18 protein-coding genes and 7 pseudogenes are annotated in these 21,513 nt (G+C 61.2%); 13 read left to right on the top strand and 12 right to left on the bottom strand.

Features of this window, described 5'->3' with window-relative positions:
* Positions 1-2: 2 nt before the first annotated feature.
* The 4 genes and pseudogenes from ACFQAU_RS12620 (at position 3) to ACFQAU_RS12605 (ending at position 4,764) form a co-directional block, all read left to right on the top strand.
* Positions 3-692, top strand: coding sequence for a type 1 glutamine amidotransferase (locus ACFQAU_RS12620; protein ID WP_120351506.1), 690 nt, complete (start codon positions 3-5; stop codon positions 690-692).
* Positions 692-2,053, top strand: coding sequence for a glutamine synthetase family protein (locus ACFQAU_RS12615; protein ID WP_132445158.1), 1,362 nt, complete (start codon positions 692-694; stop codon positions 2,051-2,053). The genes ACFQAU_RS12620 and ACFQAU_RS12615 overlap by 1 nt, the downstream gene beginning before the upstream one ends.
* 14 nt (positions 2,054-2,067) lie before the next feature.
* Positions 2,068-3,370, top strand: a pseudogene (locus ACFQAU_RS12610) (NAD(P)/FAD-dependent oxidoreductase).
* A gap of 215 nt (positions 3,371-3,585) precedes the next feature.
* A complete protein-coding gene (locus tag ACFQAU_RS12605) occupies positions 3,586-4,764 on the top strand; it encodes a DegT/DnrJ/EryC1/StrS family aminotransferase (RefSeq protein WP_132445162.1) in 1,179 nt (392 codons plus the stop codon).
* Positions 4,765-4,810: 46 nt separating this feature from the next.
* On the opposite strand, the gene phaR is transcribed toward ACFQAU_RS12605, so the two are convergent.
* The 4 genes and pseudogenes from phaR to ACFQAU_RS12585 all read right to left on the bottom strand — a co-directional run.
* Positions 4,811-5,359, bottom strand: a complete 549-nt coding sequence (gene phaR, locus ACFQAU_RS12600; RefSeq protein WP_067622929.1) for a polyhydroxyalkanoate synthesis repressor PhaR — start codon at positions 5,357-5,359, stop codon at positions 4,811-4,813.
* Positions 5,360-5,502: 143 nt separating this feature from the next.
* Positions 5,503-5,946: a phasin family protein gene (locus ACFQAU_RS12595; protein ID WP_067622858.1), complete on the bottom strand. Its 444-nt coding sequence runs from the start codon at positions 5,944-5,946 to the stop codon at positions 5,503-5,505.
* Between the two features lie 213 nt (positions 5,947-6,159).
* Positions 6,160-7,023 carry a PHA/PHB synthase family protein gene (locus ACFQAU_RS12590; RefSeq protein WP_386283906.1) on the bottom strand — a complete coding sequence of 288 codons (864 nt, stop codon included), beginning with the start codon at positions 7,021-7,023 and terminating at the stop codon, positions 6,160-6,162.
* Positions 7,024-7,119: 96 nt separating this feature from the next.
* Positions 7,120-7,670: pseudogene (locus ACFQAU_RS12585) on the bottom strand (class I poly(R)-hydroxyalkanoic acid synthase); the annotation flags it as partial.
* 281 nt (positions 7,671-7,951) lie between these two features.
* On the opposite strand from ACFQAU_RS12585, the gene phaZ reads away from it, so the two are divergent.
* Positions 7,952-9,283, top strand: coding sequence for a polyhydroxyalkanoate depolymerase (phaZ, locus tag ACFQAU_RS12580; protein WP_132445164.1), 1,332 nt, complete (start codon positions 7,952-7,954; stop codon positions 9,281-9,283).
* A gap of 9 nt (positions 9,284-9,292) precedes the next feature.
* Here the strand turns inward: phaZ and ACFQAU_RS12575 are convergent, their stop codons facing one another.
* The 3 genes and pseudogenes from ACFQAU_RS12575 to ACFQAU_RS12565 all read right to left on the bottom strand — a co-directional run bounded on the left by ACFQAU_RS12575 (position 9,293) and on the right by ACFQAU_RS12565 (position 12,234).
* On the bottom strand, positions 9,293-10,003 hold the full coding sequence (locus ACFQAU_RS12575) for an alpha/beta fold hydrolase (protein WP_067622867.1): 711 nt from the start codon (positions 10,001-10,003) through the stop codon (positions 9,293-9,295).
* A 142-nt stretch (positions 10,004-10,145) separates the two neighbouring features.
* A pseudogene (locus tag ACFQAU_RS12570) lies at positions 10,146-10,897 on the bottom strand (alpha/beta fold hydrolase).
* Between the two features lie 51 nt (positions 10,898-10,948).
* A pseudogene (locus ACFQAU_RS12565) lies at positions 10,949-12,234 on the bottom strand (MFS transporter).
* 173 nt (positions 12,235-12,407) lie between these two features.
* On the opposite strand from ACFQAU_RS12565, the gene thrS reads away from it, so the two are divergent.
* The 6 genes from thrS to ACFQAU_RS12535 all read left to right on the top strand — a co-directional run bounded on the left by thrS (position 12,408) and on the right by ACFQAU_RS12535 (position 17,072).
* Positions 12,408-14,354, top strand: coding sequence for a threonine--tRNA ligase (thrS, locus tag ACFQAU_RS12560; protein ID WP_132445170.1), 1,947 nt, complete (start codon positions 12,408-12,410; stop codon positions 14,352-14,354).
* A 224-nt stretch (positions 14,355-14,578) separates the two neighbouring features.
* Entirely contained in the window at positions 14,579-14,881 is a 303-nt protein-coding gene (locus ACFQAU_RS12555) for a BufA1 family periplasmic bufferin-type metallophore (protein WP_067622878.1), read from the top strand.
* Between the two features lie 73 nt (positions 14,882-14,954).
* Complete coding sequence (gene bufB / locus ACFQAU_RS12550; protein ID WP_465320628.1) at positions 14,955-15,788, top strand: MNIO family bufferin maturase; 834 nt, start codon at positions 14,955-14,957, stop codon at positions 15,786-15,788.
* Entirely contained in the window at positions 15,785-16,030 is a 246-nt protein-coding gene (locus tag ACFQAU_RS12545; RefSeq protein WP_386282614.1) for an HvfC/BufC N-terminal domain-containing protein, read from the top strand. The genes bufB and ACFQAU_RS12545 overlap by 4 nt, the downstream gene beginning before the upstream one ends.
* Positions 16,027-16,542, top strand: coding sequence for a hypothetical protein (locus tag ACFQAU_RS12540; protein ID WP_386282611.1), 516 nt, complete (start codon positions 16,027-16,029; stop codon positions 16,540-16,542). Before ACFQAU_RS12545 ends, ACFQAU_RS12540 begins: the two co-directional genes overlap by 4 nt.
* Positions 16,539-17,072, top strand: a complete 534-nt coding sequence (locus tag ACFQAU_RS12535; RefSeq protein ID WP_132445174.1) for a DoxX family protein — start codon at positions 16,539-16,541, stop codon at positions 17,070-17,072. Before ACFQAU_RS12540 ends, ACFQAU_RS12535 begins: the two co-directional genes overlap by 4 nt.
* Here the strand turns inward: ACFQAU_RS12535 and ACFQAU_RS12530 are convergent.
* Entirely contained in the window at positions 17,069-17,389 is a 321-nt protein-coding gene (locus tag ACFQAU_RS12530; RefSeq protein WP_120352252.1) for an ArsC/Spx/MgsR family protein, read from the bottom strand. The two genes, ACFQAU_RS12535 and ACFQAU_RS12530, sit on opposite strands and share 4 nt — an antisense overlap.
* Before the next feature lie 168 nt (positions 17,390-17,557).
* On the opposite strand from ACFQAU_RS12530, the gene ACFQAU_RS12525 reads away from it, so the two are divergent.
* The gene (locus ACFQAU_RS12525) at positions 17,558-17,764 is read left to right on the top strand and encodes a cold-shock protein (RefSeq protein ID WP_067262111.1); all 207 of its coding nucleotides are present in this window, start codon (positions 17,558-17,560) and stop codon (positions 17,762-17,764) included.
* Positions 17,765-17,818: 54 nt separating this feature from the next.
* Here the strand turns inward: ACFQAU_RS12525 and ACFQAU_RS12520 are convergent, their stop codons facing one another.
* From ACFQAU_RS12520 to ACFQAU_RS12505, 4 genes and pseudogenes are all read right to left on the bottom strand, one after another.
* Positions 17,819-18,124, bottom strand: coding sequence for a hypothetical protein (locus ACFQAU_RS12520; protein WP_165935581.1), 306 nt, complete (start codon positions 18,122-18,124; stop codon positions 17,819-17,821).
* A gap of 83 nt (positions 18,125-18,207) precedes the next feature.
* Positions 18,208-19,391, bottom strand: a pseudogene (locus ACFQAU_RS12515) (cytochrome P450).
* A 42-nt stretch (positions 19,392-19,433) separates the two neighbouring features.
* Positions 19,434-19,913 carry a dihydrofolate reductase gene (locus tag ACFQAU_RS12510; protein WP_132445176.1) on the bottom strand — a complete coding sequence of 160 codons (480 nt, stop codon included), beginning with the start codon at positions 19,911-19,913 and terminating at the stop codon, positions 19,434-19,436.
* Positions 19,913-20,744: pseudogene (locus ACFQAU_RS12505) on the bottom strand (thymidylate synthase). The gene ACFQAU_RS12510 and the pseudogene ACFQAU_RS12505 overlap by 1 nt, the downstream one beginning before the upstream one ends.
* 259 nt (positions 20,745-21,003) lie before the next feature.
* Here ACFQAU_RS12505 and ACFQAU_RS12500 point away from each other — a divergent pair.
* Positions 21,004-21,437, top strand: a pseudogene (locus ACFQAU_RS12500) (VOC family protein).
* Positions 21,438-21,513 lie beyond the last annotated feature (76 nt).

Below are 21,513 nucleotides of genomic sequence, written 5' to 3'. Positions count from 1 at the left end.
ACATGAAAATCGGCATTCTTCAAACCGGCCATTCTCCCGACGACTTCCGCGAACAGCTGGGCGACTATGGCGAAATGTTCACCAAGCTGCTGGACGGTCATGACTTTGACTTTCAAATCTGGTCGGTCGTCGATGGGATCTTGCCCGAAGGGGTGGATGAAGCCGATGGCTGGCTCATCACCGGGTCCAAACACGGCGCTTACGAGGATCACGACTGGATCCCGCCGCTGGAAGACTTCATCCGCGAAACCTATGCCGATGGCCGCCCGATGATTGGCGTCTGTTTTGGCCATCAGGTCATCGCCCAAGCGCTTGGCGGCAAGGTCGAAAAGTTCACCGGCGGCTGGTCCATTGGCCGCACCGAATACGACATGGACGGAGACAAGCTGGCGCTCAACGCATGGCATCAGGATCAGGTTGTCGAACTGCCCGAAGGTGCGAAGGTCGTCGCCTCATCTGATTTCTGCCCCTATGCGGCGCTGGCCTATGACAACCGCATCTGGACGGTTCAGCCTCACCCCGAGTTCGGTCATGATTTCATCGACGGCTTGATCAAAACCCGTGGCAAAGGCGTGGTGCCGGACCACCAGCTTGAACAGGCGACCGCCGCGCTTGGTGGCCCCATCGATAACCAAAAAATCGCGGACCAAATGGCCGCATTCTTCAAAGACAACAGGAAAGAGAGGGCCTGATGGCCGAGGATTGGACAGAAGCACTACCCGAAGCGGCGCGCGCCTATCTTGAGGGCCGGCGTCTGGACGAAGTGGAATGTATCATCCCCGACCTGCCCGGCATCGCCCGCGGCAAGGCTGTCCCGGCGTCGAAATTCGCGCGGCAGGATTACTTTCACCTGCCCGACAGCATCTTTTACCAGACCATCACCGGTGAATGGGGCGAAGCGGCAGGCGACGATGGGTTCATTGAAAAAGACATGATCCTGCGCCCGGATATGGACACGGCCACCGCCGCCCCATGGACCGGGGACTGGACGCTTCAGGTCATCCACGACGCCTATGACCGCAACAATGAGCCGGTGGCCTATTCGCCGCGCAATGTGCTTAAACGGGTGGTGCAACTGTACCGCGACAAGGGATGGGAGCCTGTGGTGGCCCCTGAGATGGAATTCTTCCTTGTGGCCCGCAACATCGACCCGGCCAAGGAAATTCAGCCGATGATGGGCCGCTCGGGCCGCCCGGCTGCGGCGCGGCAGGCCTATTCGATGACCGCCGTGGATGAGTTCGGCCCCGTCATCGACGACATCTATGACTTTGCCGAGGCGCAGGGTTTTGAGATTGACGGCATCACCCAAGAAGGCGGTGCTGGCCAGCTTGAGATCAACCTGCAGCACGGCGATCCGGTGCGTCTGGCCGATGAGGTCTTCTACTTCAAACGGCTGATCCGCGAAGCGGCGATGCGGCACGAGTGCTATGCCACCTTCATGGCCAAACCCATCGCCGATGAGCCGGGCAGCGCGATGCACATCCACCACTCGGTGCTGGACGTGGAAACCGGCGAAAACATCTTTGTCGATGCGGATGGGGAAGAGACTGCGCCCTTCAAGCACTTCATCGCCGGGCTGCAAAACCACATGCCCTCGGCGCTGGCCGTGATCGCGCCCTACGTCAACTCCTACCGCCGCTACGTCAAGGATCACGCCGCGCCGATCAACCTTGAGTGGGGCCGCGACAACCGGACCACAGGCATCCGCGTGCCGCTCTCGGGGCCAAAATCGCGCCGGGTTGAGAACCGCCTTGCGGGGATGGATTGCAACCCCTACCTCGGCATCGCCGCCAGCCTCGCCTGCGGCTATCTGGGATTAATCCAGCAAAAAGACCCGCTGCCCGAATTCAAGGGCGACGCCTATGTCGGCGAAGGGGACATCCCCCAAGTTCTGGGCCAAGCGCTTGATCTGTTTGAGGAAGCCACAGAATTGCATGAGGCTTTGGGTCCGGAGTTCGCCCGCGTCTATTCCATCGTGAAACGGGCGGAATATGAGGAGTTCCTACAGGTCATCTCGCCTTGGGAACGTGAACATCTGCTGATGAACGTCTAACGCCCGGAGGCCCGATGAACCTGCTCTACGCCAATGACACGCCAGGCCAGTATCCCACCAGCTGGTACGCCGCCACCGCCACGAAGCACACGGCCTACCCGCCGCTGCAGGGCGACACCAAAGCCGATGTCTGTGTCGTTGGCGGGGGCTATACCGGCCTTTCAGCCGCGCTGCATCTGGCCGAGGCGGGCTATGATGTGGTGCTTTTGGACGCGCAGCGCGTGGGTTTTGGCGCCTCGGGCCGCAATGGCGGGCAGTTGGGGTCGGGCCAGCGTGTTGAGCAGGACGGTCTGGAAAAGATGCTGGGCCAAGAGCATGCCAGCAAGCTTTGGGAGATGGGACAAGAGGCCAAGGCGCTGGTCAAATCGCTGATCGAAAAACATGAGATCGACTGCCACCTGAAACCCGGCGTGGCATGGACCGGATCGACCGCCTCTGACGTGCGGCATCTGCATGACTATGCGGAGCATCTGCAAAAGAACTACGGCTATGATGAAATCGAGGTGCTGGATCACGCCGCGCTGCAATCGGTTTGCCCCTCGCCCGACTACAAGGGCGGCGTGCTCGACATGGGTGCGGCGCATCTGCATCCGCTGAACTATGCGCTCGGCCTTGCCCGCGCCGCCGCGGCGGCAGGGGTGCGCATTCATGAGACAAGCCCCGCCGAGAATATCGTCGAAGGCAGCAAGGCACTGGTGCAGACCGCCACGGGCAGCGTCACCGCCGACCATGTGGTGCTGGCCTGCAACGGCTATCTGGGCAAGTTGAACGGCGACGTGGCCGCGCGGGTCATGCCGATCAACAACTTCATCGCCGCCACCGAACCCTTGGGCGACCGCGTAAACGATGTGCTGCCCCGCGACGTGGCGGTGGCTGACAGCCGGTTCGTGGTGAATTACTTCCGGCTGTCGCACGACGGGCGCCTGCTTTTCGGGGGGCGAAAGCTATGGCTACCGGTTCCCGCAGGACATCGCCGCTAAGGTGCGCAAACCGATGTCGCAGGTCTTTCCGCAGTTGAAGGATGTGAAGATCGACTATGCTTGGGGCGGCACCTTGGGCATCACGATGAAGCGCCTGCCCTATGTCGCGCGGCTGGCGCCGAACATCTTATCGGCTTCCGGCTATTCTGGCCACGGGGTCGGCACCGCGACCCATGCGGGCTATCTGATGGCCAAGGCGATCGAGGGCGATGCTGCTGGGTTCGACACGATGGCCGCGATCCCGACGCAGGCATTTCCGGGTGGCGCCTCTCTGCGCAGCCCGCTGCTGGTGCTGGCCATGCTTTGGTATGCGACGCGGGATCGGCTGGGTCTTTGACTTCTCCAGCGTGAGCGGCAATGGCGGGGGGCTCGTTTTGGGCGGGCCTTTGAAAAGCGGGGGCGCTGCCCCCATCGCGCCGGGGGCGCGATTCCCCCGCGGGTATTTGAGAAAGAATGAAGGAAGAACTGGGGTGCGGGTTGAGCTGGTCTTCTCTTGGCCTGAGCGGCGCGTTGTTTTACAATTCTGGAAATCATTATTCAGGATTTTGAAATATGGCTTTGCCCGACATGCACCGCGCCGAACCTATCCCCGCTGAAGCCGAGGCTGCCATTGCGGCGCTTTTGCAAAGCGGCGATCTTTTTCGCTACACTGCGGCAAAGGACGCGCCTGTTTCCTTGCTGGAGGTCGAATTTGCGCGGATGATGGGCAGCGAATATGCCTTGGCCGTTTCTTCATGCTCTGCCGCGCTGTTTCTGTCCTTGCTCGCCTTGGACCTGCCGAAAGAGGCGTCGGTGCTGATCCCCGGGTTTACTTTCGCCGCCGTGCCCTCTGCGGTGATCCACGCAGGCTGCAAGCCGGTGCTTTGCGAGGTGGGCGAGAATTACCGCGTCGATCTTGAGGATTTCGCCGCCAAATTGCCCGGTGTTCAGGCCGTGATTATCAGCCATATGCGCGGGCACACTTCGGATATGGATGCGATCATGGCGCTTTGTGAGGCCGCCGATGTGGCGGTGATCGAAGACGCCGCCCATTCGCTGGGAACGCTTTGGCAGGGGCGAAAGATTGGCACGATTGGCAAAATCGGCTGTTTCTCTTTTCAGTCCTACAAGATGATCAACGCCGGCGAAGGGGGCATCCTGATCACCGATGATGCCGATTTGGTGGCCCGTGCCATCATCATGTCGGGCGCCTATGAGCATAATTGGAAGAAACACGCAGCCCTGCAAGACAGCTTTGCCACGTGGCAGAACCGGCTGCCGCTTTACAATCTGCGCATGTCGAACCTGTCGGCGGCGATCATCCGCCCGCAACTGTCGCATCTGCCGCGCCGGGTGGCGGATGGGCTGCGCAATCATGATCACATGGCCGCGCGGCTGGCGGCCTCACCGTTGATCGATGTGCCAAGCCCCCTGCCCGGAGAGACCCGCGCGCCGGATTCGATCCAGTTCAATCTGGTGGGCCTGCCCGATGCCACGATCCGCGCCTTCGCCGCGGCGGCTGAAGCGACGGGTGTGAAGGTGCAGGTCTTTGGCCAGAGCACCGATAACGCCCGGGCTTTTTGGAACTGGCAATTCATCGAAGACCTGCCTGACCTGCCGCGTACCCGCGCCATGTTGATGCGGGCCTGTGACGTGCGCCTGCCGGTTCAGTTGACGCTGGATGAGATCGACGCTGTGGCGGATGTGATCTTGGCGGCGCTGGCCGATGTGGCGGATGCGCAGGCTGCATAGGGTGCACCGAAAGGAGGGAGCGCAGGGCTCCCTCACCAGGGGTGGGTTAGTTCAGCTTTGACAGTTTGTCCTGCAATTCGGCCAACTGCTTTTTGATCGCATCCAGATCGTCGCCCTGCTCGGCCTGCTGCTTGGGTGGTTCCGGCGCGGTCGATTTGGCCCAGCCCCCTGTCATCGCTTTCATGAAGGCTTCTTGCTGCGCCTGCATCGCTTCCATGCCGGGCATTTTGGCCATCGGGTTCATCGCGCTCATGTTTTCGACCACTTTGCTCTGCCCATCGCGGAGCATGTCGAAAGAGGCCTGCAAGAACTGCGGCACCACCGAAACATTGCCCGACATATAGCTGCGGACCAGATCGGTCAGCACATCGACCGGCAAGACGGCTTCGCCCCGACTTTCGTGTTCGGCGATGATTTGCAAAAGATATTGCCGTGTCAGGTCATCGCCAGACTTCAGGTCGACGATCTGAACCTCACGGCCATCGCGGATGAAACCGGCGATATCCTCCAAGGTGACGTAATCGCTTGTCTCGGTATTGTAGAGCCTGCGGCTGGCATAGCGTTTTATCAGCAAGGGCTTCGGTTTGTCCGCCATGATGTTACTCCCGACCAGTGGTGCTGCATCGCAGCTTAGGACAGGGATCGGCAAATAGAAAGAGCGCATGACAAAAGGGCAGGCCCGATTGGACCTGCCCTTTTTCTAGGCATCATGCCGAGAAGATAAAACCGACGGGCGGTTTACTTCACGGTGGATTTCTTAGCAGCAGCCTGAGCGTTCTCGGCTGTCTTGGTCGCTGCGGCAGTCGCGTCGCTCTGGAACTCTTTGCCAGCCGACATCATCAGCTCAACAGTGTCCATCTGCACCTTTTTCGCGATCTCGGCGAAGGCGGCCATATGCTCGGCCGCGGATTCAGCGGAGGCGGAAGCGAAATCGGTCATCGCTTTGGCGTAGTCTGTAGGCTCGGCTTTGACTTTGGTCATCTCAGTCAGGCGGGACAGAGTTTCTTTGGTCCAGGCGGTGGAGATGTCAGCCGATTTTTCAGCCGCGTCAAAAGCAACGCCCGAGAGTTTCTCGTTCAGGGAGGCGGTGTTTTTGAATGCGTCTTGCATGGCGGCGTTATCTACGGGGAAAGCGCCCATAATGTCTTTGAACATCGCGGTCATGTCAGGTGTCTTGGTCATGTCTCAATCCTTTTACTGCTACTGTGGCAAGGGAGCGGGAAGACCCGTCCGTTTCGCGTCTGACCACAATATAGATGCCGCAGTGCAGCATTTCAAGGTTTTTTCTGCATTGCAGCATAAGCTGCTTAGCGCGCTAAGATTACGTAAGGTAATCAGTCATTTGCCTTGCGGGCCACATAGGCGCCCGGCGCGTCGCCGAGAACCTCGCGGCCATCATCGCCGGGAAAGCGCGGGAATCATAGCGCCTGCACGTTTGACCAGCCACTTGCCCCACCGCGGCCACCATGACCCCTCGTGATAAGTTGCGGCCTCGCGCCAGGCTGCGTAATCTTGGCTAAGATCACCGTTCACATAGTGGCCGTATTTATTGCGGCTGGGCGGGTTCACGATGCCCGCGATATGGCCTGATTGCGCCATGATGAAGGTCTTGTCCTTTGAACCCATCTGCTGCACGCCACGGTAGCAGTCTTTCCACGGCGCGATATGGTCGGTCTCGCAGGCCACAGCGCAGAGCGGCACCTCGATATCGTCGAGGGTCAGCCGCTCGCCCAGCAGTTTATACCCGCCCTCGGCCAATTCATTCCGCTGGCACAGGCCGCGCAGATATTGCATCGCCATTTGCCCCGGCAGATTGGCCCCGTCCCCGTTCCAATAGAGCAGATCAAAGGCCGGTGGGGTCTCTCCCATCATATAGCTGCGCACGGCGGGGCCATAGACCAGATCGTTGGAGCGCAGAAAAGAGAATGTCCGCGCCATGACCACGGAGGGCAGGATGCCCTTGTCCGCCGTCTCGGCCTCGATCCCGTCGATGAAGTCATTGGTGAGGAAGGGCTGGAATTCGCCCTGATCCGAGAAATCGGTGAGCGCGGTGAAGAAGGTCGCGGATTTGATCGACGTGTCGCTGCGTTTTTTCAACAGCGAGAGCGTCAGCGCCAGCGTGGTGCCTGCAATACAATAGCCGACGACATTCACGCGCTTTTCATCCGTGATCGCCTTCACCTCTTCAATCGCTGCGAGGTAGCCTTCTTCGACGTAATCCTCCATGCCGATCTGGGCATAGCTGACATCGGGGTTCACCCATGAGACGACGAACAGCGTGTGCCCCTGATCGACAAGCCATTTGACAAGGCTGTTCTGCGCCTTGAGGTCGAGGATGTAGAACTTGTTGATCCATGGGGGAAGATCAGCAGCGGGGTCTTGTGCACCTCTTCGGTGCTGGGCGTGTATTGGATCAGCTCGAACATGCGGTTGCGAAACACCACCTTGCCGGGCGTGGTGGCGATGTTACGGCCCAACTCAAAGGCGCTGTCATCCGCCAGTTTGACGACCAACTCGCCGTTGTTGGCCTCCAAATCAGCGATCAGGTTTTCCAGCCCCTTCACAAGACTCTCGCCTTCTGTCTCTACCGCGCGCTCCAAAACATCGGGGTTGGTGGCAAGGAAATTGGTCGGCGACATCATCGCGATGATCTGCTGGCTGAAATAGACCAGCCGCTTCTTCTCGGCCGGGTCCATGTCTTGGGCGTCTTCGACCGCTTGGCGCAGCGCTTCGGCGTTGATCAGATACTGCTGTTTGATGAAGTTGAAATAGGGATGGGTTTGCCACAGCGGATTGGCAAAACGTTTGTCGGTGGGCGCCTCCCCCTCGACCGGGGCCAGCCCGCCCTTGGCCAGCGCCTGCTGCGCCTCGACGAAATGGGCGACCGATTTGGTCCAATAGCCCATCTGATGCTCCATCAAACGGGCCGGATTTGTCATCGCCTCGGCCCAGTAAGACTGTGCTGCTTTCGCGAAAAGTTGTTGGTTCGGCCCGTCCAACGCGGGCTGATGGCCCTCGCGCTGCGACATCACGCGGGTCAGGCGCTTACTTAATTCTTCAACCTTTTTCAGGTTTTGCGCCATTCGAGACAGGGCTTGAGGCTCAGTGATCTCGGGATTTTCGGATTCTGTTGTCATCTTAACCCTTACCTCCTATCTTTGCAGGTGCAGCATAAAGGAGCCCCCACATGCGCTATATGGCCACCTACGACATGATGGAGTCCATCCGGAATACCAATCAATGGCTCGGCGCTTCGGCGCTTGCTATGGCATCCTACCCGGCTTTCTCTCTGTTTCCAAACCCTGCGATGGAATGGCTCGCCGCATGGGGCGAAGTGACGGAGCGTAGTTTCGCCCGCATGGTCGTGAAACCCGACTGGGACATTCCCCCAGTGGTCGGCCCCACGGGCCAAGATTGTCTGGTCAGCATCGAGCCGGTGATGGAACGCCCCTTTGGCGATCTGCTGAAATTCTCGGTCCAAGGCCGCAAAGAGACGGGCCGCAAGGTTCTGCTGGTTGCGCCAATGTCCGGTCATTATGCCACGCTCCTTCGGTCCACCGTGATCTCCCTGCTGCCTGATTGCGACGTCTATGTGACAGACTGGCACAATGCGCGTGATATTCCAGTTAGTGCAGGCAAATTCGACATCGAGGATTATACGCTCTACCTCGTTGATTTCATGCACCACCTTGGCCCCGACACCCATGTGATCGCGGTCTGTCAGCCCGCCCCGCTGACCTTGGCGGCCACCGCCTATCTGGCCGAAGAAGCGCCCGAAGCGCAGCCGCGCTCGCTGACGTTGATTGGCGGCCCGATTGACCCGGATGCCGCGCCTACCGATGTGACCGACTTTGGTCATAGTGTCACCATGGGCCAGCTTGAGCAGTTGATGATCCAGCAAGTCGGCTTCAAATACGCGGGCGTGGGCCGCAAGGTGTACCCCGGTCTGCTGCAACTGGCGTCTTTCATCTCAATGAACAACGACACCCACCGCGATGCCTTTACCAATCAGATCACCCGCGTAGCGCAAAAAGCGGCGCATGAGCACGACAAGCACAACAAGTTCTACGACGAATACCTCGCCGTGATGGACATGCCGGCAGAGTTCTATCTGTCGACCGTGCAACGCGTGTTTAAAGAGCGCGAGATCGCGCGGAACGTCTTTACCGTGGCGGGCCGTCAGGTCGATATCGGCAAGATTACCACGGTGGCGGTTAAAACGGTTGAGGGCAGCAAGGATGACATCTCTGCTCCCGGCCAATGCATCGCGGCGCTTGATCTGCTGACCGGTCTGCCTGATTCCAAAAAGGCCAGCCATCTTGAAGATGGGGCGGGCCACTACGGGATTTTTGCAGGCAAAAGCTGGCGCAACAATATTCGGCCCTTGGTGCTGGACTTTATCGATGCCAACAATGGCCAGCCCGAGCCGAAAACGCCCGAGCCTCAGAAATCCGAGTCTCAGAAACCCGTGTCTCAGAAATCTGCGCCCAAGAAGACCGACAAACCGGCAGCGGCCTGAGCCGCCGCCCTATTGCAGCACCAGAGGTTGATGCAGCCAGTCGCGCAGCGCGGCGGTTGTGGCCTCTGGTGCCTCTAGGCTGGGCCAATGGCCTGCATCCTCCAGCACCGTCAGCTTGGCGTAGGGGATCATCTCGGCCATGAAGGCGTGGCGTTTGACGGGGCAGAGCATGTCATGCTCCCCACAAAGCACCAGTGCCGGCACCTTGCATTTGCGCAGCACCGCTTGCTGGTCCCGCCGCCGTTGCAGGGCACGGGACTGGCGCACAAAGGTATCGCCGCCCAGTGTCTCGGCCATTTCCATCGCGCGGGTCAGCACCTCGCCCCGTCCCTTGCCGGGGGCGAGAAAGCCCGAGGCCATCCGCGCCTGCATCGCCTCCCCCAGCTTGCCGGATTGCGCCATGATGATCTGCGGCTCCCGGTCCGCGGCGATGGCGGGCAGTTCGGCCAGCACCTGCGTCGCCAGCAAGGCAATGCGGCTGATCCGGTCGGGGGCGCGACGCAAAAGCTCCAGCGCCACAACACCGCCCATGCCCTGCCCCACCAACGCGAAACGCGGTGGCAGTTGATCCAAAAGGCCCGAGGCGATCTCTTCGATCCGTTCCCCTTGGGTGATCGGAGCCAACACCACCGTGCTGCGTGGGGAGAGCGCTCGGACCTGTGGCGTAAAGACACGGGCATCGCACATCATGCCGGGCAGCAGAACAAGCGGCTCAGCCATTGCGCAGGATCCGCTGCGGTATGCGGTTGAAATGACGTGGTTTCATGCCGTCCCCCTTGGGTTTGGCGGTCTCTTAGCATGGGTGGTTTGGGGTGGCATCGGGGGCGCAACCTTATCGGCGGTTCCATGCCCGCGCCTTGGGTCAGCCCTCTTTGCCGGAAACCTCGTTGATCGCCGCGACGATCATCGCCAGACAGCGCGCATCTGAGAAGCGGTGATCGGCGTCTTTGACCAGCGTCAGTTGCATATCAGGGCTCTGCGCGTGCTCCAGTAGCCGCACCGCCGTGGCCGTGCTGACGGCCGTATCGGCCGTGCCCTGCAGCAGCCGCACGGGGAACGGCAAGTCGAGCGCCTCCCGCAGCACCAGCCGCTTGCGCCCATCCTCGATCATGCGGCGGGTGATGACATAGGGCTCCATATGGTCCGACGGCAGTTCGACCTGCCCGACCTCTGCCAGCGTCTGTTTCTGCGCCTCGGTGAAATTCGCCCAGTATCCGTCTTCGGTAAAATCAGGTGCGGCGGCGATGCCGACCAGCCCGGCAATGCGCTCTGGCAGGTGCCGGGCCAAAAGCAGCGCCTGCCAGCCCCCCATGGACGACCCCACAACGATCAGCGGCCCCTCGGTCAGCGCCGTGACTGCGGCCAGCGTATCTTCGTGCCAATCGCCGATGCAGCCTTCGGTGAAGCTGCCCGAGGATCCCCGTGACCGGAGTAGTCGAACCGCAGAAACGCCCGCCCCTCGGCCCGCGCCCAGTCTTCGAGATAGACCGCCTTGGTCCCCATCATGTCGGACTTCAGCCCGCCGAGGAAAACCACGCAGGGCCCCGCCCCGTCGGTCTTGTGATAGGCGATGCGCCGCCCCTCTGGGGTGTCGATGAATTTGCTGTCTGACATGCTGCCTCCGTCTTTGGCCCAATCATGGGCATCGCCGCGGATGAGGGCAAGTCAGTCCTCGGAAAGATGCTCAACCTCGGGCAACCAATGGGCCAGAACCGCGGCGGCGACCGCCATCACGGCAAAGAGCATCAGCGTCGCCTGCGCCCCGATCAGCGCAGCACCACCGCCCAGCACCCCGGCCAGCAGCAAAAGCAACCCGATCACCGTATTGCTCACGGCGGCATAGGCGGCGCGGTGGTCTTTCGGGGCCATGTCGACCAGATAGGTCGAGCGCCCCTGCCGCACGCCGTGATAGGCGATCATCAGGATGAACAGCACGCCGGGCATGGCCCAGACCGCCTGCGCCAAACCAAGGAACCACAGCCCCACCGCCAACGCCATCGCCAGTGCGCCGACGATGCCCGTCAGCATCAGCACTCGGCGGCTCGACATATCTGACAGCCGCCCCCAGACATAGGAGCTGACCAAGGACGCCAATGCCGAGGCCAGCACCAAGGCGCCCAACTGCCCCAACTGCCCGCCCTCCGACGATCCGGCCAGCACCACCAAATAGGGCGGCGCAAGCGCGGTCGACACCAAAAGCCCACGCACCAGAATGAACAGCCACAGGTCGCGATTGCCGCGCAGCAGTTTGAAATCCACGCCATCGGCCTTTTCGGTCTCGCTCGGCGTTTCTTTGATCGTTGAGAAGAGCAGCGCCGCCGCGACCCAAAGCCCCGCCGCCAGCGCAATCGCCACCACGACGACACCGCGGCTTTGAAACAGGCCCGACATCAAGAGCCCGGCAAAGATCACCACCCCGACCGAGGACACGGACCCCGCCAAACCGGTCACCGATCCACGCCGGGTTTTGCCCACGGTCTTGCCCAGAATTTCCTTGAACGACACCGAACAGGCGGCGCGGCAAACGGCCAGCAGCGCGAGGGCCGCGCAGATGGCATAGCCTGCCGTGGCCCCCTCAAGGCTCAGCGCGGCGAGGGCGATCAGCGCCGCCGCCATGCCCTGCCCGACCGAGCCCCACACCCAAGCCCATTTGCGCCGCGCCATGCGCTGCACCACGCCCGCCAGCGCGATCTGCGGCAAAAGCGATCCGGCCTCGCGGATCGGCACTAAGGCCCCGCAAAGACCGCAGGCGCGCCGAGGGCACTCAGCAGCCACGCCAACACCAGCTTGGGATCAATCAGCCCATCGGCCACTTTGGTCATCGACAACGACAGGATATGGCGCAGCCCATTGCGTGCCTCGGCCCGCTGCGCCTTGTCGTCCAACCCCGGTGCCGGGTCATCCGCCCCCGAAATCGTCTCGAAAGCGCGCTGCGCCGTGTCGTCTTGCATGTGACCCATCCTCGTTGTTGCCCGCCTGACATAGCGCGCCGCCGCAGGGCCGCAACTTGCCTGCCCAAGGTCCCGCTCGCATTGACAAAACGCCCCCGTCCCGCCACATAGGCGCAACACATAACCCGCAACCGGGCGTCTCGTAGGCGCCAAACCGACGAGGAGCGCCCAAGATGGCCCAAATCTCCCTCACCCTTCCCGATGGCAATAGCCGCCAATATGACGCCGGTATCACCGCTGGCGAAGTGGCTGCCGACATCTCAAAATCCTTGGGCAAAAAGGCCATCAGCGCCACCGTCAATGGCGCGCATTTCGATCTGGCGTGGCCGATTGAAGCAGATGCCGACATCGCGATCCACACCATGGCCGACGAAGCGCAGGCAAATGAACTGGTCCGCCACGACCTCGCGCACATCATGGCCCGCGCCGTGCAGGAAATCTGGCCCGACACCAAGGTCACCATCGGCCCGGTGATCAAGGACGGCTGGTATTACGACTTTGACCGCAAAGAGCCCTTCACCCCAGAAGACCTCGGCGCAATCGAAAAGAAGATGAAAGAGATCATCAACAAACGCGACGCCGTCCGGACCGAGGTTTGGGACCGCGCCCGCGCGATCAAACATTACGAGGACTTGAACGAGCCTTATAAAGTCGAGCTGATCAACGCGATACCCGGCGATGAGCCGCTGCGCATGTATTGGCACGGCGATTGGCAAGACCTCTGCCGTGGCCCGCACCTGCAACACACCGGCCAAGTGCCGGGCGATGCGTTCAAGCTGATGTCCATCGCCGGTGCCTATTGGCGCGGCGACAGTGACCGCGCGATGCTGCAACGCATCTACGGCGTGGCCTTCACCGGCAAGGAAAAGCTGCGCGCGCATCTCAACATGCTCGAAGAAGCCGCCAAGCGTGACCACCGCAAGCTTGGCAAAGAGATGGGCCTGTTCCACATGCAGGAAGAGGCACCGGGCCAAGTCTTCTGGCACCCCAACGGCTGGCGCATCTACACCACCTTGCAGGACTACATGCGCCGCATGCAGGACCGCGACGGCTATGTCGAGGTGAACACCCCGCAGGTCGTCGACCGCAAACTGTGGGAAAAATCCGGCCACTGGGACAAATACCAAGAGAACATGTTCATCGTTGAGGTCGATGAGGAACATGCCCGCGAAAAGGCGGTGAACGCGCTCAAGCCGATGAACTGCCCCTGCCACGTGCAGGTCTTCAACCAAGGCTTGAAATCCTATCGCGACCTGCCGCTCAGGATGGCCGAGTTCGGATCTTGCGCGCGCTATGAGCCTTCGGGGGCGCTGCATGGCATCATGCGGGTGCGCGGCTTTACCCAAGACGATGGGCATATCTTCTGCGCCGAGGATCAGATCACCTCGGAAACCGCCAAGTTCATCGCCTTTCTGTCGAAGGTCTATGCCGACCTCGGGTTTGAGAACTGGACCATCAAGCTCTCCACCCGCCCCGAAAAGCGGATTGGTTCCGATGAGACATGGGACAACATGGAGCAGGCGCTTGGCGATGCCTGCAAGGCTGCCGGCTATGACTTTGAGGTGCTGGAGGGCGAAGGCGCATTCTACGGGCCGAAGCTGGAGTTCACTCTGACCGACGCCATCGGGCGCAACTGGCAATGCGGCACCCTACAGGTCGATGCCAACCTGCCCGAGCGGCTGGAGGCCAGCTACATCGGGCAGGACGGCAACAAGCACCGCCCTGTGATGCTGCACCGCGCCACCTTGGGCAGCTTCGAGCGTTTCATCGGCATTCTGATCGAAGAGCACGCTGGCAAGCTGCCCTTCTGGCTGGCCCCGCGTCAGGTGGTCGTGGCCTCCATCACATCTGAAGCGGATGACTATGTGGCCGAGGTCGTCGAGACCCTGAAAGCCGCTGGTGTGCGTGCGGAAGCCGACATGCGTAATGAGAAGATCAACTACAAAGTCCGTGAGCATTCGGTCGGCAAAGTGCCGGTGATCCTCGCCGTCGGGGCGCGTGAGGTTGAAGAGCGTACCGTTTCCGTGCGCCGTCTGGGGCAAAAGCAGACTTCGGTGCAGCCGCTGGATGCACTCACCGCCGAACTGGCGCAGGACGCGACCCCGCCTGACCTGCGCTAACGGCTTGTAACAAATCTGCGCTCCGGCGGTCTTGCGGGCAGCTTGCCCCCTGCCCGCCGGAGCGTTTTTGTAACAATCATTCCCTTCCTGCGCGGGAAGGTTACAATTTTCGCTAGTTTTCCGCGTGATTTCTGACGGGACCGTGACGCACTCCCTCGTGACTGGCTTGTGAGGAAGCAGGCTGCTCTAGTAAACCTGTTCAAACCATCAGGAAGGAAACGACAATGTCCACCACACTCAAAACCGCCGCCATCGCAGGGGCCGTCGCCGCCGCGCTGAGCAGCCACGCCACCACCGCTACCGCCGCTTCGCAAGAGAAATGCTTTGGCGTTTCGCTGGCCGGTGAGAACGACTGCGCAGCGGGCCCCGGCACCACCTGCGCGGGCACCTCTGTGACCGATTACCAAGGCAACGCATGGACCCTCGTTGACGAAGGCACCTGCGCCGAGATCGACCTGCCCGAGATGGCAGACGGGACCGAGCGGACCGGCTCTTTGGAAGCGCTCGACCGCGACCTGCCCGCTTAATCTATAGCGTTCCGGGCGGCATCCCCGCCCGGAACCCCGCCCCGCAACATGCCGGAGGCCGTTATGCGCGACGATACCCCCTGTCACAACACTGCCCAATGCCCCCGGCGTCGGATTTAAATCTCGACATTTCGATGGCTTGATGGCCGATCCTGGCCCGGTCCGCTGGATCGAGGTGCATGCCGAAAACTACATGGGCGACGGTGGCCGCCCCCATGCGCAACTACGCGCCTTGCAAGACCGTTTCGCCCTGTCGGTCCATGGTGTCGGCCTGTCGATCGGTGGCGAAGGGCCGCTGGACGCGGCCCATCTGGCACGGCTCAAAACCCTCTGTGACCGAACGCAGCCCGCGTCCTTCTCCGAACATTTGGCGTGGTCGACCCATGGGATGGAGTATCTCAACGATCTCCTTCCGCTGCCCTACACCGAGGAAACGCTGACCCGTGTGGCGTCACATATCAACCAAGTCCAAGATGTCTTGGGTCGGCAAATGCTGCTGGAAAACCCCTCCAGCTACCTTGCATTCGCGGAATCCGACTTGTCTGAAACGGACTTTTTGGCAGAGATTATAGCGCGCACCTCTTGCGGTCTCTTGCTGGATGTCAACAATGTCTTCATTTCGGCCACCAATCTCGGGCTGTCGCCACAGGGTTACATCGACGCCTTCCCGACAGACCATGTGGGCGAGGTTCATGTGGGCGGCCATGATGACGACACCGACGATCACGGCGCGCCGCTTTTGATCGACAGCCATGGCAAACCGGTCGTCGATCCTGTTTGGGACCTGTTAAGCTACACGCTGGCCCAAACCGGGCCAAAGCCGGTGCTGGTCGAGTGGGACAATGACGTGCCCGACTGGTCCGTCCTACGGGCCGAAGCCACCCGCGCCGCTGAGGTGCTGGTGTGACCGACCAACACAGCTTTCGCGCGGCCCTGCTTGATCCGTCACGGTCTGCACCCGATGGGCTGCGCGATGGCCGGGGGCAACCGGCGGGCGCGCGCTATGGCGTCTATCGCAACAACGTCACGCATTCCCTGATCGCCGCGCTCGAAGTGGCCTTTCCCCTTGTGCGCAAGCTGATCGGCGCCCGCAACTTTGCCGAACTGGCCCCCTCTACGTCCGGGCGCATCCGCCGACATCTCCGATGATGATGCATTACGGCAGGGATTTCCCCGCCTTTATCGCGGCTTTCGCCCCTTTGGCCAAGATTGGCTACCTCGCCGATGCGGCACGGCTCGACCTCGCGCTGCGTGCCTCCTATCACGCGGCTGACGCGGCTCCGCTTGATCCGAAGGTCTTCGAAACGCTTGGCCCCGATGCATTGATGGGGGCAAGGTTCACCCTCGCGCCCGCAACCCGCCTCTTGCGGTCAGACTGGCCGCTTTTCGACATCTGGCGCTATAATTTCACCGAGGACGCGCCCAAGCCCCACAGCGCAGCGCAGGACGTGGTGATCACCCGCCCCGCCTATGATCCCGCGCCGCATCTGCTGCCGCCCGGCGCGGCGCTATGGCTATCCCACCTTGCCGACGGCTTGCCCTTCGGGGCGGCCCATGACGCCACGGCGGGCGCCCAGCCCGCGTTTGACCTTGCCGCCGCCTTGACCCTCGCCCTGAGCCACGGTGTCTTCAGCGCAATTTCCTTGGAGGGCAGTAAATGACCCAGCTTCCGACCCTATACCGCAACGCCGCCGACCGTCTGGAGCGGGCCGACTGGCTGCTTCCGACCCTCGCCCGGTTCCTCTTTGCCGCAGTGTTGCTGGTCTATTTCCTGAATGCCGGGCTGACCAAACTCGGGCCCGGCCCCTTGGGCATCTTTACCCCATCCACCGGAGCCTATGCGCAAATCTTCCCCCGCGTGTTTGCGGCCGTGGGCTATGACAGTGACGCGCTTGGGGTGTTCCATTGGCTCGTCGTCGTCGCCGGAACGGTGGCGGAATTTATCTTGCCGCTGCTCATCGTTATTGGCCTGCTGACCCGACTGGCGGCACTGGCGATGGTGGGCTTTGTCGTGGTGCAATCCCTCACCGATCTTTACGGCCATGGCAGCGCGCTTGGCGCGTGGTTCGACCGCTTTCCTGATGCCCATATTCTTGACCAGCGGGCGCTCTGGGTGTTCTTGCTTTTGGTACTCGTCATCAAAGGTGCCGGCCCATTGTCACTGGACCGGCTAATTGCAGGCCGAAGTTAAAGCATCGCGTGAACGTCGGCTTCTATCTCTTTGTTCCAGCCGAGAAATAGCTTGTCACCCACCGCGATCAGAGGGCGTTTCATTAGCGCTGGATGAGCTTCTATCAGGGCGAGCGGGGCCTGCTTGCGCGTCTCTTCATCCAGCCCCCGCCAGGTGGTGGAGCGGGTGTTGAGCAAGGCCGCACCAAATTGCTCATGGGCCTGCGTCAAAACCGCCCTTGGCACGCCCGCCTCCCGAACATCGACCAACTGCGCCTCTGGCAGCGCCTTTTTCGCCTTGCGACAGCTGTCACAGTTTTTCAGCCCATAAATTAGCACATTCGTCTCCCTCAGCCACGCGATCGCGCCCCCAATTGCGGGTTTCGCACCTGATCGCTTGATTTTTTCCAAGTCCGCGCGATCTTTCTATTATGGCGGGTCGCAATTCAATCGCTTTCGCCATTCTGCTCGACGCAGAGACGCAAAGACAAAGGAGGCGCGGAGATTATGCCAACTGGCACCGTGAAATGGTTTAACACCACCAAAGGCTACGGGTTCATCGCCCCCGAGAGCGGCGGTAACGATGTATTTGTTCATATTTCAGCGGTCGAACGCTCTGGCCTGACCGGCTTGGCGGATGATCAAAAGGTCAGCTACGAGCTGACCGAAGGCCGCGACGGTCGGCAGATGGCCACCGATCTCGCCCTGCTCTAGCCACGATATCGCAAAAGAACACCCGGCGTCCCGCGCCGGGCGTTGCTTGAGAGTTCACTGATACGAACAGCCCTTTGCCCCGACCGGGCAAGGCACGCGGGCTGAACGGCGCAGTGTCACTGCGCGGTGCGGGTGGCGATGGCGGTGGACAACCGGATGCGCTTTGACCTCTGCATAGGTCATGGGCTGGTTCGGTGTCCCGCAGCCAATCGCGCCGCCAAGCGTCACCGGCTGCAATCCAGCCGGGCAATAATTCGCGCTGCTAGGATAGGCATAGAGCTTTGGCTCGGCCGAGACCTGACCGGCCAAGCCCGCAGAAAGCAGCCCTATCGCCGCTGCAATAGCTGTCGTTAGACGCATGATAATCCTCGTAATTATATACAATATGAACGAAGATTGCCGGGGCGCATACATCAAGTCCAGTCTTTTATGGCAGCGCGTCTTTAACTCAACCGCGCCGGAAGCGTCGCATAGCCGTGAAAACGGATACGCCCACCGCCCTGACGCGCCGCGCTGATTTCATAGTCCGGGTAACGGTTCAGAAAGCGTTGGAGGGCGATTTTCCCCTCCATCCGTGCCAAGGTCAGCCCTACGCAGACATGCGGACCGCCGGCAAAGGCCAGATGCCGATTGGGTTTGCGCCCGATATCGAATTTCGTCGGATCCTCAAAGACTTCCGGGTCGCGGTTGGCCGCTCCGATGCAAAGATGCAGGTTGGTCCCTGCGGCAATCTCCACCCCGCCGATCGTGACGGGGGCCGTGGTCTCGCGGTTGCCGAACTGGTTGGGCGAGCGGAAGCGCAGCACCTCTTCGATACAGGGGCCGATCAACGCGGGTTCCGCCAGCAATCGCGCCTTTTGATCCGGGTGGTCATGGAGCAGCGCGAGGGCACTGCCGATCAGGTTGGTGGTCGTCTCATGGCCTGCGTTGAGAATAAAAATGCAGTTTTGAATCAACTCGATCTCGGTCAACTGCCCGCCGTCATCTCCGGCAATGAGCCGCGTCAGCACGTCGGTTTCAGGATCCCCGGATCAGCCCGGCGCCGGGCGATGAGGTCTTGCAGATAGGCTTTGAACGCGCGCACCGCAGTATGGCCCGCCTCCAACTCCGCTTCGCTCAAGGTAGGCTCCAGCGCGCCGAGAATTGCCAGTGACCAGTCCCGAAGGGGGCCGCGTTCTTCCATCGGGACGTCCAGCAGGTTGCCGATGATCTGCACCGGAATGCAACTGGCATAGTCCTCAATCAGGTCCGGCGTGGGGCCCAGCCCTTCCAGCAGACGGTCAACCGTGTCGATCAGCCCCGGCTCCATCCGTGCCAGCGCCTTGGGCGTCAGGGCCGACGTCATGATCCGCCGCACGCGGGTGTGCAACGGTGGGTCATTGAACACGAGGCTTGTGGTGTGATGCTCAAACAGAGGGCTGCCAGGGCCGAATTTCGGCGCGAAGGCCAGCTTTTTGTCCGAGATATAAAGCGTGGTGTCGCGGTAAATCGCGTTCAGGTCCGCGTGGCGGCAGATCAGCACAGAGCCATCGGGCTGGCGCAGCACCGGGGTCTCGCGCAGCAGGCGGTCGTAATGGGGGAATGGGTTTTCGACAAACCCCTCAGGCGGTGCGGACAGATCAAACATAGGCCGCAGTGATGCGCGGCGCGCGGCCTATGTCAATGGCTGTCAGCGGCGGCGCAGCCATTCACGTGCGATGGCGCGGGGGCCCGTCGCGCGCAGGCAAAGATTGCCAAGCTCAATCCATTCTTCGGGGTCAAACTCGGGGAAAAATGCGTCTGCCGCGTCGATTTCCACGTCGACTTCGGTCACCAAGAGCCGATCCGCCAAGGGCAGAAGTGCGCGGTAGATACCTTCGCCGCCAATGCCGTAGACCCGGCGATACCCCTCAGCCGCGCAATGGCCCAAGGCCGCCTGCGGGTCGCGCGCCGAATGGACGCCCTCAATATCAGTACTGGAGACCACGCAATTCAGACGGTTCTTCAAAGGCTTGAACGGCAGGCTTTCCCATGTGCGGCGCCCCATGATGATGGCACCGCCGGTGGTTTCGCGCCGAAAGAATTTCAGGTCTTCGGGCAGCGACCAAGGGATATCCCCGTCTTTGCCAATGGCACCATTGCGGGCGCGGGCGACGATCAGGCTCAGCATCAGACGGCCACCGGCGCTTTGATAGCTGGGTCGGGGTCATAGCCTTCGAAGGTGAAATCCTCATAGCGGAAATCAAAGATCGAGCTCACCTCGCGGTTGATCCGCAGCTTTGGCAGCGGCTTGGGGTGCGCGCAAGTTGGGTCTGCACCTGTTCCAGATGGTTGGAATAGATATGCGCGTCGCCCATCGAATGCACGAAATCGCCCGGTGCGTAGCCAGTGACATGGGCCAACATCTCCAGCAGCAGCGCGTAGGAGGCGATGTTGAACGGCACGCCAAGGAACATATCCGCCGAGCGCTGATAAAGCTGCAAATGCAGCTTGCCGCCCGCGATGCGTACCTGCCATAGCGTATGGCAGGGCGGCAGCGCCATCTGATCTACCTCGCCGGGGTTCCACGCCGAAACGATCAGCCGGCGGCTGTCGGGGTCTTGCGGATCGCCTCGACCAGCTTGGCGATTTGATCGACTTGACCGGCCTGATGCAGCACCGTCCCATCGGGCTGCGGCATCGGCTCACCCACCATCGGAAAACGCCGCCATTGATGGCCATAAACCGGGCCGAGGTCACCGTTCTCATCGGCCCATTCGTCCCAGATGCGGACGCCATTTTCCTTGAGGTAGCCGATGTTCGTGTCGCCCGAGAGGAACCACAAAAGCTCATGCAGGATGGATTTCAGATGCAGCTTCTTCGTCGTCACCAGCGGGAAGCCATCGGCCATCCGGTAGCGCTGTTGCATCCCGAAATGAGAGATCGTCCCCGTTCCCGTGCGGTCGGTCGAGGTCACCCCCTGCTCCAGCACTTCGCGCAGCGCATCATGGTACTGTTTCACGCAGCCCCCTCACGTTATCCGTGGCATTTGTCTTTGCATACCCTTCCGCGCCGCGCGCCTCAAGGCGGCTTTGCGGGGGCAATCGCCTGACAATGCCGTTGCCGCCTTTGACACCGGTGGTTTCGCGCCTAAACTCTCTATCAAAGCGCGGCGGGCATATTTTGCCGCTTCCCGTTTTGTGACGACTTTTTGACGACGAATTTTCGGCCCGAACAGGGTGTTTCATCCCTCCCCAAGCGGCCCAACTGAAGGAAAACCGATGCCCATCAAATACTTGCATACAATGGTGCGCGTGAAGGATCTGGACGCCTCTATCGCATTTTACAAACTTCTGGGCCTTGTGGAACGGCGCCGGATCGACAACGAGGGGGCCGTTTCACGCTGGTTTTCCTCTGCCCGCCGGGCATGGACGATGGCCATGCGGATGTGGAGCTGACCTATAACTGGGACGGCGATGACGCGCTGCCCAGTGACAGCCGCCATTTTGGTCACCTCGCCTATACGGTCGAGAATATCTATGAGACCTGCCAGCACCTGCAAGACAACGGCGTGACCATCAACCGCCCGCCGCGGGACGGGCGGATGGCCTTTGTCCGCTCGCCCGACAATATCTCGGTCGAATTGCTGCAAGAGGGTGACGCCCTGCCCGCGCAGGAACCTTGGGCCAGCATGGAAAACACCGGTCATTGGTAAGGCTCTGCATCAATGTCCTGCTGGCGCTGATGCTCGCGCCCATAGGCGAAGCGCGGGCGGCCCTTTGTCGTCTCGC

The organism is Sulfitobacter profundi (assembly GCF_042661425.1).
GTDB classification, from domain to species: Bacteria; Pseudomonadota; Alphaproteobacteria; order Rhodobacterales; family Rhodobacteraceae; genus Sulfitobacter; species Sulfitobacter profundi.
This window is presented reverse-complemented; position numbering and strand designations above follow the sequence as displayed.

Coding starts and splice junctions, on each gene's coding strand:
- ACFQAU_RS12620 (WP_120351506.1), top strand. CDS start 3: ATGAAAATCGGCATTCTTCAAACCGGCCATTCTCCCGACGACTTCCGC.
- ACFQAU_RS12615 (WP_132445158.1), top strand. CDS start 692: ATGGCCGAGGATTGGACAGAAGCACTACCCGAAGCGGCGCGCGCCTAT.
- ACFQAU_RS12605 (WP_132445162.1), top strand. CDS start 3,586: ATGGCTTTGCCCGACATGCACCGCGCCGAACCTATCCCCGCTGAAGCC.
- phaR (WP_067622929.1), bottom strand. CDS start 5,359: ATGGCGGACAAACCGAAGCCCTTGCTGATAAAACGCTATGCCAGCCGC.
- ACFQAU_RS12595 (WP_067622858.1), bottom strand. CDS start 5,946: ATGACCAAGACACCTGACATGACCGCGATGTTCAAAGACATTATGGGC.
- phaZ (WP_132445164.1), top strand. CDS start 7,952: ATGCGCTATATGGCCACCTACGACATGATGGAGTCCATCCGGAATACC.
- ACFQAU_RS12575 (WP_067622867.1), bottom strand. CDS start 10,003: ATGGCTGAGCCGCTTGTTCTGCTGCCCGGCATGATGTGCGATGCCCGT.
- thrS (WP_132445170.1), top strand. CDS start 12,408: ATGGCCCAAATCTCCCTCACCCTTCCCGATGGCAATAGCCGCCAATAT.
- ACFQAU_RS12555 (WP_067622878.1), top strand. CDS start 14,579: ATGTCCACCACACTCAAAACCGCCGCCATCGCAGGGGCCGTCGCCGCC.
- ACFQAU_RS12540 (WP_386282611.1), top strand. CDS start 16,027: ATGATGATGCATTACGGCAGGGATTTCCCCGCCTTTATCGCGGCTTTC.
- ACFQAU_RS12535 (WP_132445174.1), top strand. CDS start 16,539: ATGACCCAGCTTCCGACCCTATACCGCAACGCCGCCGACCGTCTGGAG.
- ACFQAU_RS12525 (WP_067262111.1), top strand. CDS start 17,558: ATGCCAACTGGCACCGTGAAATGGTTTAACACCACCAAAGGCTACGGG.
- ACFQAU_RS12520 (WP_165935581.1), bottom strand. CDS start 18,124: ATGCGTCTAACGACAGCTATTGCAGCGGCGATAGGGCTGCTTTCTGCG.
- ACFQAU_RS12510 (WP_132445176.1), bottom strand. CDS start 19,913: ATGCTGAGCCTGATCGTCGCCCGCGCCCGCAATGGTGCCATTGGCAAA.